This is a genomic window from Dyella soli (genome assembly GCF_054482295.1).
The window spans coordinates 354,498-369,095 of the sequence record NZ_JBTFFU010000001.1 but is presented as its reverse complement, the minus strand read 5'-3'; the positions used below and the strand labels follow the sequence as shown (position 1 = coordinate 369,095).

The window sequence follows — 14,598 nt, the reverse complement described above, 5'->3', positions numbered from 1 at the left end:
GGGCGGGTGGCGTCCGGCGCCTGCCGGCAGCGGACGCCCCGGCCATCAGATCATCGGCAACTTCAGGCCCTGCTCTTTCGCGCATTCGATGGCGATGTCATAGCCGGCATCGGCATGACGCATCACGCCCGTGCCCGGGTCGTTCCACAGCACGCGTGCAATGCGCTGGTCGGCCGCTTCGGTACCGTCGCAGACGATCACCACGCCCGAATGCTGCGAATAACCCATGCCGACGCCACCGCCGTGGTGCAGCGACACCCAGGTCGCACCACCGGCCACGTTGAGCATGGCATTCAACAACGGCCAGTCGCTGACCGCATCGGAGCCGTCGCGCATCGCCTCGGTCTCGCGGTTCGGGCTCGCCACCGAACCGGAATCGAGGTGGTCGCGGCCGATCACCACCGGCGCCTTCAGTTCACCGTTGCGCACCATCTCGTTGAACGCGAGGCCGAGCTTGTGGCGCAGGCCCAGGCCCACCCAGCAGATGCGCGCCGGCAAGCCCTGGAAGCTGATGCGCTCCTTCGCCATGTCGAGCCAGCGGTGCAGGTGCGGATCGTCGGGGATAAGCTCCTTGACCTTCTGGTCGGTCTTGTAGATGTCCTCCGGATCGCCGGACAGTGCCACCCAGCGGAACGGGCCGACGCCGCGGCAGAACAGCGAACGCACGTAGGCAGGCACGAAGCCCGGGAACGCGAACGCGTTCGCGCAGCCTTCGTCCTTCGCCATCTGGCGGATGTTGTTGCCGTAGTCGAACGTGGGAATGCCTTGCGCGTGGAACGCGAGCATCGCTTCCACGTGCTTCTTCATCGACTGCTTGGCCGCCTTCGCGGTGCCGGCCGGATCGCTCTTGCGCCGCTCGAACCACCGCTCCACCGTCCAGCCTTGCGGCAGGTAGCCGTTGACCGGATCGTGCGCGCTGGTCTGGTCGGTGACCGCATCCGGGCGCACGCCGCGGCGCACGAGTTCCGGCAGCACGTCGGCCGCATTGCCGAGCAACGCGATCGACTTCGCCTCGCCGGCGGCGGTGTACTTCGCGATGCGCGCGAGCGCGTCGTCCAGATCGGTCGCCTGCTCGTCCACGTAACGCGTCTTCAGGCGGAAATCGATGCTCTTCTGCTGGCACTCGATGTTGAGCGAACAGGCGCCAGCCAGCGTGGCCGCCAGCGGCTGCGCACCACCCATGCCGCCGAGGCCGGCGGTGAGGATCCACTTGCCCTTGAGGTTGCCGCCGTAGTGCTGGCGGCCCATCTCGACGAACGTCTCGTAGGTGCCCTGCACGATGCCCTGCGAGCCGATGTAGATCCACGAGCCGGCCGTCATCTGGCCGTACATCATCAGGCCCTTCTTATCGAGCTCGTTGAAGTGCTCCCAGTTCGCCCAGGCCGGCACGAGATTGGAATTGGCGAGCAGCACGCGCGGTGCATCCGCATGCGTCGGAAATACGCCGACCGGCTTGCCGGACTGGATCAGCAGCGTCTCGTTGTCGTTGAGCTCGCGCAGTGCGCGCAGGATCGCGTCGAAACACTCCCAATTGCGCGCCGCGCGCCCGATGCCGCCGTACACGACGAGTTCGGCCGGGTTTTCCGCCACCTCGGGGTCGAGGTTGTTCTGCAGCATGCGGAACGGCGCTTCGGTCAGCCAGCTCTTGCAGCTCAGTTCGGTCCCGCGCGGCGCGCGGACGGTTCGGGTCGTGTCAATGCGGGTCGGAGCGTTCATGGAAAGCGTCACAGCCGGGGAAAACCCCGATTGTGGCGACCTCGGCCGGCGCCCGCAAACCGCAGTGCGGCAAACCGCGCAGGACCGCCGCTCGGCAGCTACTCCGCCATCTGGCCGATTGATCGGCTTTTCCGTGCCGCCCAGACTGCCGAGGGGATCCAGGCTCGGCCGTCCGTGTCCTTATGGGAGAACCTCCATGACTGCGAACTGTCCGGTCCGGCCACTGGCCATGGCCGTCGTCGTCCTGCTTGGCGTCTGCGCGAGCGCGCAAGCGGCAGATAAGGCCCCATCCGACAAGGAACTGATCGCGAGCGCCCTGCGCGCGGCACCGCCTGGCGTGGCGAAGGACGCCACCGTCGTGGTGGCCGATGCCCAGGGCAAGATGCGCACGCTGCGCGAGGGCAAGAACGGTTTCACCTGCATGCCGGACAATCCCACCACGCCCGGCCCCGACCCGATGTGCATGGACAAGAACGCGCTGGAATGGGCGTCGGCCTGGATGGCGCACAAGCCGCCGCCGGCGGGCAAGATCGGCCTGATGTACATGCTGGAGGGCGGCACGGATGCGAGCAATACCGACCCGTACGCGACGCAACCGACGGCAAGCAACCACTGGATCAAGACCGGCGCGCACGTGATGGTGGTCGGCGCGGACGCGTCGTTCTACGACACCTATCCGAAGAGCGCCGATCCGGACACCAGCGCGCCGTATGTGATGTGGGCCGGCACGCCTTACCAGCACCTGATGGCGCCCATCAAATAGCGGGATCTCGCCAGATTCCGTGCCCGGGCATTGATGTCCGAAAACGGCGAGTCGAGCGGCCGCATGAGTGCTAGCCTGCACCCATGGACCACGCCCACGACTACCCGCTTCCCGACCCGCGCGCCTGCGAGCAGGCGCGCCTGAGCCGGGATGCGCGCTTCGACGGCCTGTTCTTCACCGCCGTCACCAGCACGCGCATCTATTGCCGCCCGATGTGTCCCGCGCCGGCGCCGAAACCGCACAACGTGCGCTATTACGCGAGCGCCGCGGCCGCCGAAGCGGCGGGCTTTCGTCCGTGCCTGCGTTGCCGGCCGGAGCTCTCGCCCGGCAACGACGCGTGGCAACGCGGCGACCACGTGATTGCGCGGACGCTGAAGCTGATGGAAGGCGGCGCGCTGGACGACTTGTCGATGGACGCGATGGCCGAGCGTGTCGGCGTCGGCTCGCGCCAACTGCGCCGCCTGTTTGTGGAACGCCTTGGCGCTCCGCCGATGAGCGTGCACACGACGCGCCGGCTGCTGTTTGCGAAGCAGTTGCTCACGGAGACCGCGTTGCCGGTCACGCAGGTTGCGCTGGCGTCCGGCTTTCGCAGCATCCGCCGCTTCAACGCGGCGTTCCTGCAGGCAAACCGGATGCCGCCACGCGAGTTGCGGCGGCATCCGCGGGCGACGCCGGGCAACGCGATCACGCTGAAGCTTGCGTATCGTCCGCCGTATGACTTCGCCGCGATCCTCGCGTTTCTGCGCGGCCGCGCATTGCCGGGCGTGGAAGTGGTGGACGAGCACAGCTACGCACGCGTATTCGGCGCCGCCGACACGCCGGGCTGGCTGCATCTGAGCGAATGGCCGGGCGGCGAGCATGCACTGCGCCTGCAACTGCATTGCCCGCAACCGGCGCAGATGCTTCACCTGGTGGCGCGCCTGCGGCGCATGTTCGACCTGGATGCGAACCCGCAATCGATCGGCGATGCGCTGCGCGAAAGCCCCGTGCTCCGGCCGTTGCTGCGCAAGTGGCCCGGCCTGCGGTTGCCGGGTGGCTGGGATGGCTTCGAGATCGCCGTGCGCGCGATTCTAGGCCAGCAGGTGAGCGTGGCCGCCGCGCGTACGCTCGCCACGCGCATCGTGCAGCGTTATGGAACGCCCGTGGCGGCGTCGCCGGTGCCGGGACTGGAGCGGCTGTTCCCGGGACCCGAGGCACTGGTTGACGTCGACCTGCGCGAGGTGGGCCTGACCACCGCGCGTGCCGCGACGGTTCGCGGCGTGGCGCGGGCGCTGCTGGACGGCCGCATCGATTTTCGCAGCGAGCAGCCACTCGATGAATTCGTCGCGCACTGGGTGGCGCTGCCCGGCATCGGCGAGTGGACGGCGCACTACATGGCGATGCGCGCGCTGAGTCATCCGGACGCGTTTCCCGCCGCGGACCTGATCCTGCGCCGCGCGGCGGCCCAGGGGGGCGCGGAGCTGTCGACGAAGGCGCTGCTTGCGCTGGCCGAGGCCTGGCGTCCCTGGCGCGCCTATACCGTGATGCACTTGTGGCGTAGCGCGAGCCAGGCGGCAGCCACGACACCGAGGAAGCCGCGCGCATGACGACCGACGCGAACACGCTCTGGTACGACGAATGGGCGAGTCCCGTGGGCGTGCTCCGGCTCGTCGCTGATGATGAATGCCTGCGCGAGATCTGGTTCCCGCATGGCCGGCACCGCCAGCTGCAGCCACCCCACTGGCGTCACGCCGCGGAGCCGCTGGCACGCGCGCGGCAGCAGCTGGAGGAATATTTCGCGGGCACGCGTGAACAGTTCGACTTGCCGTTGCGCCCTATCGGCACGCCATTCCAGCGGGAGGTCTGGTGGGAACTGGCGCGCATTCCGTATGGCGCCACCATCAGCTACGGCGAGTTGGCCAGGCGCATCGGGCAACCCGCCGCCGTGCGTGCGGTCGGCGCCGCGAATGGACGCAATCCGTTGCCGATCGTGCTGCCCTGTCATCGCGTGATCGGCAGCGACGGCAGCCTCACCGGCTTCGGCGGCGGCCTGCCGACCAAGCGCTTCCTGTTGTCACTGGAGAGCCGCGTGGCTCTGGGCGACCTGTTCGGGGTCGAGCAGCGCGCGCGCTGAGATCCGGCGGACGGGTAACTAGTGCCCGTTGCCCGCAGGCGGCGGCGTCAGCGCGTTCTGGTACGCGTCGATCGCACTGCGCTGGCGCAGCTGATGGCGATCGGCGATGCGTGCCTTGTCCGCCTGCGGTGTGGCCTCTGCCTGCGGTGCCTGCGTAGCGGCGGCCGCCGGACGCGCAAGCGTTCGCGCCGTTGCCGGCTGCTGGTTGCCCGGCCGTGCGCTGACCCGGGCGTTCGACGCATCGACACTCGCTGCGGAGCCCGCGCTTGCCGGCGCGGCGAGCGGCTGCGTCGGCACAGCGTGAACCGCACCAGACGCAGCGAGAAGCACGAGCCATGTCAAGTGGGAGATGGGGGGTGCAACAGTCATATGACTACGCGATCATGCGGGCTTCACTAAAGTCGATCGTACGGGCCCCTGCATGAAATTCCTGTTTCGCCTGCTGCTCTGTTCGTTGGTCGCGTTCAGTGCGGGTTGTGCCACCCAACCCACGCCAACACCGGCCGCGTCCACCGCTCCCACGGCGAAACCGGCCCCCACGCCGCTGCTGCTGATCTCCATCGATGGCTATCGCGCGGACTATATCGAGCGTGGACTCAGCCCGACGCTGACCGGCCTGGCGAAGGAAGGCGTGCGTGCGACCGGCATGCAGCCATCGTTTCCTTCGCTGACGTTTCCGAACCACTATTCCATCGTCACCGGCCTGCGCCCGGATCACCATGGCATCGTCAACAACACCATGCTCGATCCGGCACTGGGACGATTCTCGCTCGGCGATCGCAACGCGGTGAGCGATGGCCGCTGGTGGAACCAGGGCACGCCGCTGTGGGAGACCGCGGGCCACCATGGCCTCAGGAGCGCCACCATGTTCTGGCCGGGCTCCGAAGCGGATATCCGCGGCCGGCACCCGGATTTCTGGAAACCGTACGACGGCAACGTCACGCCCGCGCAGCGCGTGGACCAGGTGCTGGCGTGGCTGGACCTGCCGGCCGGCGAGCGGCCGAGCTTCCTCACCCTGTATTTCGACGACGTCGATCACGCCGGCCATACCTATGGGCCGGATTCGGCGCAGGTCGAACAGGCCTTGCGCGATACCGACGCCGCCCTCGCGCGCCTGGTGCAGGGCCTCGCGCAGCGCCAGCTGCTCGACCGCATCAACCTGATCGTGCTGTCCGACCACGGCATGGCGTCGGTGCCCCCCAACAACAGCGTGATGCTGGACAAGGTGATTCCGCTGACGCGCGTGGAACTGGTCAGCCTCGGCGTGCTCGCCGGCATGAACCCCACGCCGGGCCACGACTTCGCGAAGATCGAGCAGCAGCTGGAAAGGCCCCAGCGGCACATGACGTGCTGGGACAAGACGCGCGTGCCGGCGCGCCTGCTCTACGGCAGCAATGCGCGCGTACCGCAGTTGCTGTGCCTGGCCGACGTGGGCTGGCGCATCACCACCTCGGGCTACGTGGCGAAGAAGAACGGCAATCTCAGCCTGGGCGAACACGGTTACGACAATGCAGCGCCGCAGATGCAGGCCTTGTTCGTGGCGCACGGCCCGGCGTTCCGCCAGGGCGCCATGCTGCCGTCGTTCCCGAACGTGGACGTCTATCCGCTGATGGCGCACCTGCTCGACCTGCCCGCTGCCGCCAACGATGGCGACTACCAGGCGGTGAAGGACATGCTGAAACCGGAAGCGCAGTAAGCGGCGCCTCACTGCGGGATGGGTGGCTCGGTGCCGGGCGACGGCGGGCCCGGCAGCGGCGGCAGATGGTAGAGGTGCCAGGCGACCAGCAGGCCCGCCACCACCAGCGCCGCGACGAACAGCGCGACGCCGCTCCATCCGTACGATGCGTAGAACAGGCCACCACCCGCGCCGGCCAGGCTCGACCCCATGTAGTACGAGAACAGGTACATGGAGGACGCCTGCGCCTTGGCGATGCCGGCGCGACGCCCGACCCAGCTGCTGGCGATGGAGTGTCCGCCGAAGAAACCGAACGTGATCGCCACGATGCCCAGGATGATGAGCGCCAGCGGGCGCGTCATGCTGAGGCCCACGCCCAGCAGCATCAGTGCGAACGCCGTCCACAGCACCTTGCGCCGGCCCAGCTTGCCGGCCAGATGGCCCATCCAGGCCGAGCTGAAGGTACCGATGAGGTACACGCTGAAGATGCCGCCGACCGCGGCCTGGCTCAGGCCATACGGCGGTGCCAGCAGGTGGTAGCCGATGTAGTTGTAGATCGTGACGAACGCGCCCAGCAGCAGGAAGCCCTCGGCGAACAGCCACGGCAGGCCGGCATCGCGGAACGTGAGGGTGAAGCGCCCGAGCAGCGCGCCCAGGTGCAGCGGATGGCGCACGTGGTGCCGCGAAGGCGGCAGGCTGAGCCAGAAGATCACGCCCGATACGAGTCCGATCATGCCCACCGCGGCGACACCGATGCGCCAGCCCGCGAAGTCGGCCAGTACACCGGCCACCAGGCGGCCACCCATGCCACCGATGGCATTGCCGCTGATATACAGCCCCATGCCCAGCCCTATCGACTCCGGATGCATCTCCTCGCTGAGATAGGTCATCGCCACGGCCGGCAGGCCACTGAGGGTCAGCCCGAGCAGCGCGCGCAGGACCAGCAGCATGTGCCAGTCGGGCACCAGCGCCGTCAGCAGCACCAGCACCGCCGACGACAACAGCGACGCCGTCATCACCGACTTGCGGCCCAGGGCGTCGGAAACGCCGCCGGCGAACAGCATGGCAAAGGCCAGCACGCCGGTGGTCAGTGACAGCGACAGCGCCGCGGTGGCGGCGCTCACGCCATAGACCCGGCTGAACTCGGGCATCAGGGGCTGGGTGCAATAGAGCAACCCGAACGTGGCCACGCCCGCGGCAAACAAGGCCAGGTTGGTGCGGCGGAACACCGGCGTGCCGTGGCGGATATAGGGGGACGGTTCAAGTTCCGGCGAACCCGGCCGATGCCCCGACCGGGACACACTTTCCACGTCGCCCTGCCTGCCCATTCGCCTGCCGCCTTGCCCATGCCACCAGGCGACAAGCATAGGACCAGCCGACGCAGCGATCGAGGAATGGCTCAAACGACTGTTTGGATGGCAGTTTCCAGCACGCTGAAATTCGCCCGCAGGCGCCATGCCGACCGGCGAACGTGATACATAGTGCACAACGGGAGGTCATCCGGGGAAACGGCTGATCTCATGCACCGGCTACAGGGGGCCGGAAAAGGGGAAACTGTGTTTCGCGAACCCGTGGTGGTTTTCGTCGCATGCCTGTTCGCCGCGCTTTATGCGCTGGCAGGGCATGCCTCGGCCATGGCCGCGTACCACCCGCCCCTGCAGATTGCCGCGCTGCCCGCGGTGAAGCCGGCGCCCACGGCCGACCAGGTCGTGCACGGCGCCATGGACAAGTCGTTCCTCCCTGCGCTCTCGCCCTACACCCCCAATGCGGTCGAGGCACAGCGCTGGTATCGGCTGAGCATCGGTTCGGACTGGAACGCGCCGACTTCGCCGGTGCTGAACTTCACGGGCGCCACCTACATCCGCATCACCGTGTATGCCCCGCCGGAGTACCGGCCGCAGCAACTGTGGTTCGCCCGGACCGGGCCGACGCAGCGCTTCTCGCGGCATCACCTGGCGCTGGAACTGCCGCACGACCTGCGTGCCGGCCAGCCGGTCTACGTGCAGATCGCCGCGGACAGCTTCACGCGGCAGATCCGGCCCGCGCTCACCGACATGGCCACCTACCAGGCCGACGATCTCAACCACGTCCGCTGGACGACGCTGTTCGCCAGCGTGCAGGTCACCATGATCCTGGCCGCGCTGTGCCTGTGGATGGTCCTGCGCGACCGCGTGCTGATGTATTTCATCGGCTACGCCAGCTTCCAGCTGATGTACCAGATGCTGGTCAGCGGCGAGTTCTACGAACTGCCGGGCGCGCGCCTGCTGGTGCCCCTGGGCACCCATGCGCCGTGGCTGTTCGCGGCCCTGAGCGCGCCGCTGTCGATCTCCTTCATCCTGGAATTCTGCGACCTGCGCCAGATCACGCCGTCCGCCGCCCGCGTGCTCGGATGGATGCGCTGGCCGTTCGTGGTTGCCGCGCCGCTGTTGTGCCTGCCGTTTGCCGAGCGCGTGCACGCGCTGGCCAGCGCGTTCAACCTGTGGTTCATGATTTCGTCGCTGTGGGCGCTGGGCACGGTGATGCTCGCCGTCGCGCGCCATGGTCGCCAGGCGCGGTTCTTCCTGATCGCATGGATGCCGCAGGTCGTGCTCACCTTCCTGCGCGTCAGCCAGGTGCTGCTCGCGCTCGACCAGCCGCGCTGGCTCGAATATGGCTTCCCGTTCACCATGGCGTTTTCCAGCATCGTGGTCACCATCGGCCTGGCCGACCTGTCGCTGCGCGCGCGGCGCGAGCGCGACATGGCGCACCACCTGGCGGACCACGACGCGCTCACCGGCGTGCTCAACCGTCGCGCGCTGGTGCGCCGGCTGCACTCGGCCATTGCCGATGCGCGCCTGCAACGCGAGCCGCTGGCGCTGCTGTTCCTGGACATGGACCACTTCAAATCCATCAACGACCGCTACGGCCATCCGGTGGGCGATGCCTGCCTGCGCGCCGTGGTGGTGGCGATCGCCGACGAGCTTCGCCCGAGCGACTGGCTGGGCCGCTACGGCGGCGAGGAGTTCGTGGTAGGCCTGCCCGGCGCCACCCACGACAACGCCATGGCCATCGGCGAGCGCATCCGCCTGCGCATCGAAGCCCTGCACATCCACTCCCGTGGCTGTTCGCTGCAGACCACCGTGAGCATGGGCGTGGCGAGCCTGGACGGGCTTGCCGACACCGCAGACGAACTGCTCGCCCGCGCCGATGCCGCCCTGTATCGCGCCAAGACCGATGGCCGCAACCGCATCGTCGCCCATGCCCAACTCGCCGCTACCGGCACCTGACCCCCAAGGAACCCTGTGGATACACTGCATGTGCTCAATCCGCAGGACCTGGTACCCGGTGACGTGCTGCTGCACATGGGCCGCGGCGAACTTTCCCGGCTGATCGCCTGGGTCGGCGACAGCAGCTATAGCCATGCGGCGGTGGTGTTCGACGACACCCGCCTGATCGAGGCGGCGGCGAGCGGCGTGCGGCATGCGCCACTGGCGCAGCGCGCGACCATGGTCGCCGACTTCCACTACATCGACGTGTTCCGGCCATCGCGACTGCAGCAGCCGGATGGCGCCACCATGCCGGGCCTGCTGCGCGATGCACTGGTCCCGTACCTTGGCCGGCCTTACCCGATGACCTCGCTGTTCGTGCTCGGCGTGGTGTGCGCGGTGCGCAACAAGATCCCCGGCAGCCGCGACTTGCGCCGCGTGATCCGCATGGCGCTCGACCTGGTGGTCGAGAACGATCCGGGCAAGGTCGTCTGCAGCGAGCTGGTCTATCGCGGCTTCGACGAAGCGGCCACCGCGCCCAGGCATGCCTTGCGCCTGCCCATCGTCACCCGCTCGCGACAGCACACCCCGGTGCCGGACATCGACGTGCTGGCACTGGCGCACGAATGCCTCGACGACCTGCGCCGCGCCGATCGCAAGCCGAGCATCGCCAGCGAAATCGCCCTGCTCGCCGCGCCCATGCACGGCATGCACGACGTGGCCGCAGCGGCGATGGCCGACGTGCCCGACGACGCCGATCTCGAGCGATGCCTGCAACAGGCGCGCGCGCAGCTGGGCATCGACACGCCGGCGCATGCCCGGTTCCAGGCCAATGCGGCCGCGGCGTCGTTCTATCCCGCGCCCAACCCCAAGACCGTGCTGCCGGCCGACCTCGAATTCAGCAGCGGGCTGATGAAGGTCGGGCGCATGGCCATGGCCAGCGCCTGAGGCGACGGCGCGCGCTCACGGCTGGCGCGCCAACGCGCCACTGCCGTGGATTCCGTAGGCCCAGGCCAGGAACGGCGGCAGCATGCGCTTCCAGCTGGCCTGGTTGTGCTCGCCATCGGGCAACAGATAGAACGCCACCTCGGCGGCGCGTGAAGGGTGACGGGCATAGTCCATGTCCACGCGATAGCCGAGGTCGCGCAGCCCGCGCCCATGCGTTCCGTCCGGCCGACGATAGCCGGCCACCAGGTCCTGGGTATCCTCGACGGCATCGATGATGCCGTTGGCATTGCGATCGTTGGTTTCCTCGCGCCCGCCCACGGAAAACCAGAAGCGCACCGGCTCGCGCTTCGCCGCGTCGCTCACCATCGCCTGGGCCAGCCGCGTGCGTTCGACCGCCTGCGCATCGCTGCGGTCGGCGGCCAGCCAGAACGACGGCGAGAACGCGCCCACCCGCCCGAACACGTCCGGATAGCGCCAGCCGAGGTTGAACGCGTTGAGCCCGCCCAGCGACCAGCCCAGCATGGTGCGGCCGGCCGCCGTCGCACGCGTGCGGTAATGCGAGTCGATGTACGGGACCAGCTGCGTGGCCACCCATTCGGAATACTCGTAGGCCCGGCTACCGATCGGCCCGATGCGCGAATCACCGACCACGCTGCGCTTCGCGTCGCGGTCGGAGAGGCCGTAACCGGAAGCACGATCGGCCAGCATGTCGATGGCTACCACGATCACGGGCTCGATGGCGTGCGCCCGGTAGAGATCCGCCAGCGTCGCCCGCAGGCCGACCGCGGCCATGTCCTGCCCGTCGTTCGCATAGAGCACCGGATAGCGTCGGGATGTTGCATCGTGCCCGGCATAACCTGGCGGCAGGTAAACAGTGACGGTGATCTGCTGCGGCGCAAACGCCTGCGCATCCAACGCGAGCCGGCTCACTTCGATGCCATCGGCGGAAGGCATGGCCTCCGCCGCGACGGCCTCGTGCATGCCCATCAGCAACACCACCAGCACGAAAAGTCGCCGCCACGTTCTCCACATGCACTTCCCCATCGTCAGTCACTCCACCACGATCAGCCAGCCATTGCCGGGCTCGACCGGGATCGCATCGCCCGGCTTGAACATCGCCTGCGGCTGGAAACCCGCGACGGCCGGTGCCACCAGCCTCACCTTGCGCGGTGACAGGCCCAAGGCCTGCCAGTCGATCACCAGTTTCACGTCGGTCCTGGCGGGCGCCCACGAGGCCAGCGCGATCAGGGTCTTGCTGCCCCTGCGCACATAGCTGGTCGCCAGTACATCGTCCCGCCCCGTGCTTACCGGCGCGTCGTGCACCCACCAGCCGATCATGGCGGCCTGCTCGATGCCGAAGCCGTCCCACAGCTTCCACAGGCCGCGCGGATCGCTGCCCGGCGACCAGCCCAGACGATTGGTCATGCCAAACAGCATGCCGCGCCACGGGTTGCCGTCGTTCTGCAGCATCTCGCCCATCAGGCCATACGGTATGCCGGAGATTTCGGTGAGCCAGTACGCGGGTGACGTCTTCTCATAGTCGAACTCTTCGCCGAACCACAAGCGATCGATGTACGGAAACAGCTCCATGTAGAGCAGCGCGCTGTTGATGTAGCCATCGCGCGGGTTGTACTGGCTGGCCGAATGCAGGTCGATCAGCGGATGCGGCCGCCGCGCCTCCAGCACCTTGCGCACGCGCTTCATGGTGGTGCGATCGTAAGCGACGTCATCGAGATACAAGCCGTCGATGCCTTCGTTGCGCGCGAGCCAGTCCAGCCCTTCGATGTAAAAGTTGTGCCAGCGGCTCTGGCCGGCGTTGATCACGGCGGCGTCGCGGTTTTCCGGCACGTGCCATGCGGCGATGTAGTCGCCGTCCAGATGCTCCTGCAGCCAGGAGAAGCCACCGCCCTTGCCCGCACTGATGACCTCATGGCCGAGGCTTTCCAGCACCGGCAGCTCGGGCGAGCGGTCGGACAACTCGCGCACGGTGTCGTAGATCTTCACGCGCATGCCGCGGCCGTGCGCCGCGTCTATATACGCGCGCATCGCCGCGGGCTCCAGGAACGGATAGTTGATCCACGGATTGATCGGCGTGGCGTGATGGATGTTCACCACGTTCGCGCCATCGGCCTTGATCGCGTCGAGATCGCCGTACTTGTGGAAGAAGCGCTCGGCGAAATGCGCGGACGGCTTGATGGTCTTGAACGGGGTGATGCGCAGGACGAGGTCGTAGTGCAGCGTTTCGCCCACCTGCATCGTGCGGGGGCCGCTGAACGCCTCCACCGCGTACGCCTCGCGATCGTTGTGCAGGCGAATGCCACCCTGCCCCGCGTTGTCCCACGACACGGGCATGCGCAACGGCTGCTGGTGGTAGAAGTTCGTGTTCAACGGGCGCAGGTAGTGCTCGTCGCGCAGATGGAACTCCAGGCCGGCATTCACCGCGCCGATCCACGCGCCGTCCTGGTTGTTCTGTACGTTCCACTTCCACTGGAAATCCGCCGGCGCATGGTCGCCGGTACGCCCCAGGCCCAACTGGTACTGCGCCATGCCGTGGCTCAGCGGCATTTCCAGGCGGATGTCGCGCAACGTCACCGCGTGCTTCGCGGTCAAGGCGATGGAGTAGACCAGCGTGCCGTCGGCTTCAAGGCTGGCCTGCACGTCGCCCTGCAAGGGTCCCGCGACACCGGGCACCTGCCAGTGCACCTTCGCGGGGCCATCCGTTTGCACGCTCGGCGCTCGGGAGCCTTTCAGCACGTGCGTGCCACTGGCATCTTCGACGACAAGCCGCATCGGTGCCGCCAGCATCGCCGTCGGGCGGGCGGCGAATCCGGTCATGCGCTCGTTGAAATGACTGGTGATCTGGGCCGGCAGGCCATTGGCATCGAGCTTCACTTCACGGCCCAGCAGGTCCAGCGTTGCGCCCCTGGCCGTGATCGCGGTGAACGGCTTCACCAGTGCGTCGTCCTGCGCGAGCGTGGAGTCGAGCCAACGCAGTCGCGTGAGCCTGGTCGGATTGTCGTCGCCGTGCGCCACCGCCTGGCCGGCTTCCACCGTGATGGCCAGCGGAATCTTCTGCGCGGGCACGCCATCGGCCGCCACCGTGACCTCGCCGCGATACACGCCAGGCAGGGCCGACGCAGGAATATCCAATCCCACCCACAACGGCTGGACCCTTCCTTCCGGCACATCGACGCGCGTCGTGAACGGCTTGCCCGCGTAATCGACGCCACCGAGATTGAGGCAGGTCAGCGCCGTCGCCGGAATGCTGGCGCCCGAGTCATGGTGCAGATCACTGAAGGACACGCGCACGTCGTCCACCTTGCCGCGCGGCGCCCAAGCGCCCAGCTGGAAGCTCAGGTATTCGCCGCGCAGGGCGCTGTCGCTCAGCGCGCCGCCCGTGCCGCGCCTGGCCCAGCTCTCGGGCAAGGCATCGAACATGCGCACCGGATGCTCGCGCGTCTCCGGAAACACCAGCAGACGTTCGTTCGCGCGGGCAGCCAGCAGCGCGTTCACTTCCTCCGGCGTGGCGGTGCGTTCCATCGAGGTGTACGCATCAAAGTCGTCGACCGCTTCGTAGCGCGACACCTTCGCTTCCGGCAGCTTGCGCCAGGCGCGCGCATCCGTGCCGACCGTGTGCACCCAGGCCGCATCCGCCGTGTCCTTGGGCTCGGCGTAGTTCACCGTGGGGTAATTGCTGCGCCCCCTGCTGACGTAGGGCTGGTAGTAGACGGCGTAGCTTCCGGCCTGTGCCGCCTCGAACACCAGCTCGCCTTGTGCCTGGCTCATGCCGCCGCGCAGGACATTCGCCACCGGCTTGCCGTCGGGCCCGGTGACGATCACGGCCACCTGCTCGGGGTGCGCATCGCGACGGCGCCACGGAATCACCACGTGCACGGCCGCCGCGGGCGCAGCCACCTGCACCAGGTAACGGTGATTGCCCAGCGTCGAGGCGTCCCAGCGCAAGCGCTGCTGCGTGACGGGTTCCCCGGCGCTTGCCCACGGCGATGCCAACAGCAGCACGCCTGCCACGATCCATGCACCACGCCGATAACCCATCGCTACCCCGGTCTGCCAAAGGAAACCGGCGGCACGCGTCAGTGGCCGGCTCCCCGGTGTTTAACCCGAGCGGCGCATGGGG

General features: G+C 68.0%; 11 protein-coding genes. 6 read left to right on the top strand and 5 right to left on the bottom strand.

Annotated elements, in window-relative coordinates; translation table 11 throughout:
* Positions 1-45: 45 nt before the first annotated feature.
* The gene (gene hutU / locus ACXU4B_RS01730) at positions 46-1,716 is read right to left on the bottom strand and encodes a urocanate hydratase (protein ID WP_131407186.1); all 1,671 of its coding nucleotides are present in this window, start codon (positions 1,714-1,716) and stop codon (positions 46-48) included.
* Between the two features lie 196 nt (positions 1,717-1,912).
* On the opposite strand from hutU, the gene ACXU4B_RS01725 reads away from it, so the two are divergent.
* The 3 genes from ACXU4B_RS01725 to ACXU4B_RS01715 all read left to right on the top strand — a co-directional run bounded on the left by ACXU4B_RS01725 (position 1,913) and on the right by ACXU4B_RS01715 (position 4,592).
* Positions 1,913-2,479, top strand: a complete 567-nt coding sequence (locus ACXU4B_RS01725; protein WP_131407184.1) for a hypothetical protein — start codon at positions 1,913-1,915, stop codon at positions 2,477-2,479.
* Positions 2,480-2,562: 83 nt separating this feature from the next.
* Positions 2,563-4,065 carry a DNA-3-methyladenine glycosylase 2 family protein gene (locus tag ACXU4B_RS01720; protein ID WP_131407182.1) on the top strand — a complete coding sequence of 501 codons (1,503 nt, stop codon included), beginning with the start codon at positions 2,563-2,565 and terminating at the stop codon, positions 4,063-4,065.
* Positions 4,062-4,592: a methylated-DNA--[protein]-cysteine S-methyltransferase gene (locus tag ACXU4B_RS01715; protein ID WP_131407180.1), complete on the top strand. Its 531-nt coding sequence runs from the start codon at positions 4,062-4,064 to the stop codon at positions 4,590-4,592. Before ACXU4B_RS01720 ends, ACXU4B_RS01715 begins: the two co-directional genes overlap by 4 nt.
* Positions 4,593-4,610: 18 nt before the next feature.
* Here ACXU4B_RS01715 and ACXU4B_RS01710 read toward each other — a convergent pair whose 3' ends face one another.
* Positions 4,611-4,889, bottom strand: coding sequence for a hypothetical protein (locus ACXU4B_RS01710; protein WP_131407178.1), 279 nt, complete (start codon positions 4,887-4,889; stop codon positions 4,611-4,613).
* Between the two features lie 124 nt (positions 4,890-5,013).
* Between ACXU4B_RS01710 and ACXU4B_RS01705 the strand changes: the two genes are divergently transcribed.
* Positions 5,014-6,288 carry an alkaline phosphatase family protein gene (locus ACXU4B_RS01705; protein ID WP_131407176.1) on the top strand — a complete coding sequence of 425 codons (1,275 nt, stop codon included), beginning with the start codon at positions 5,014-5,016 and terminating at the stop codon, positions 6,286-6,288.
* An 8-nt stretch (positions 6,289-6,296) separates the two neighbouring features.
* Here the strand turns inward: ACXU4B_RS01705 and ACXU4B_RS01700 are convergent, their stop codons facing one another.
* A complete protein-coding gene (locus ACXU4B_RS01700) occupies positions 6,297-7,595 on the bottom strand; it encodes an MFS transporter (protein ID WP_131407174.1) in 1,299 nt (432 codons plus the stop codon).
* Between the two features lie 228 nt (positions 7,596-7,823).
* Here ACXU4B_RS01700 and ACXU4B_RS01695 point away from each other — a divergent pair, with 228 nt between their 5' ends.
* Both ACXU4B_RS01695 and ACXU4B_RS01690 read left to right on the top strand, forming a co-directional pair.
* Positions 7,824-9,533 carry a sensor domain-containing diguanylate cyclase gene (locus ACXU4B_RS01695; RefSeq protein WP_165583118.1) on the top strand — a complete coding sequence of 570 codons (1,710 nt, stop codon included), beginning with the start codon at positions 7,824-7,826 and terminating at the stop codon, positions 9,531-9,533.
* A 15-nt stretch (positions 9,534-9,548) separates the two neighbouring features.
* Positions 9,549-10,460: a C40 family peptidase gene (locus ACXU4B_RS01690; protein ID WP_131407170.1), complete on the top strand. Its 912-nt coding sequence runs from the start codon at positions 9,549-9,551 to the stop codon at positions 10,458-10,460.
* 15 nt (positions 10,461-10,475) lie between these two features.
* Here the strand turns inward: ACXU4B_RS01690 and ACXU4B_RS01685 are convergent, their stop codons facing one another.
* Positions 10,476-11,492, bottom strand: coding sequence for an alpha/beta hydrolase (locus ACXU4B_RS01685; protein WP_240733984.1), 1,017 nt, complete (start codon positions 11,490-11,492; stop codon positions 10,476-10,478).
* 18 nt (positions 11,493-11,510) lie between these two features.
* Positions 11,511-14,516, bottom strand: coding sequence for a glycoside hydrolase domain-containing protein (locus tag ACXU4B_RS01680; RefSeq protein ID WP_131407166.1), 3,006 nt, complete (start codon positions 14,514-14,516; stop codon positions 11,511-11,513).
* Between the last annotated feature and the right edge of the window lie 82 nt (positions 14,517-14,598).

Excerpts from the sequence above, each read along its gene's own strand:
- ACXU4B_RS01705 (WP_131407176.1), top strand. The coding sequence starts at position 5,014 with ATGAAATTCCTGTTTCGCCTGCTGCTCTGTTCGTTGGTCGCGTTCAGT.
- ACXU4B_RS01680 (WP_131407166.1), bottom strand. The coding sequence starts at position 14,516 with ATGGGTTATCGGCGTGGTGCATGGATCGTGGCAGGCGTGCTGCTGTTG.
- ACXU4B_RS01715 (WP_131407180.1), top strand. The coding sequence starts at position 4,062 with ATGACGACCGACGCGAACACGCTCTGGTACGACGAATGGGCGAGTCCC.
- ACXU4B_RS01685 (WP_240733984.1), bottom strand. The coding sequence starts at position 11,492 with ATGTGGAGAACGTGGCGGCGACTTTTCGTGCTGGTGGTGTTGCTGATG.
- ACXU4B_RS01720 (WP_131407182.1), top strand. The coding sequence starts at position 2,563 with ATGGACCACGCCCACGACTACCCGCTTCCCGACCCGCGCGCCTGCGAG.
- ACXU4B_RS01725 (WP_131407184.1), top strand. The coding sequence starts at position 1,913 with ATGACTGCGAACTGTCCGGTCCGGCCACTGGCCATGGCCGTCGTCGTC.
- ACXU4B_RS01700 (WP_131407174.1), bottom strand. The coding sequence starts at position 7,595 with ATGGGCAGGCAGGGCGACGTGGAAAGTGTGTCCCGGTCGGGGCATCGG.
- hutU (WP_131407186.1), bottom strand. The coding sequence starts at position 1,716 with ATGAACGCTCCGACCCGCATTGACACGACCCGAACCGTCCGCGCGCCG.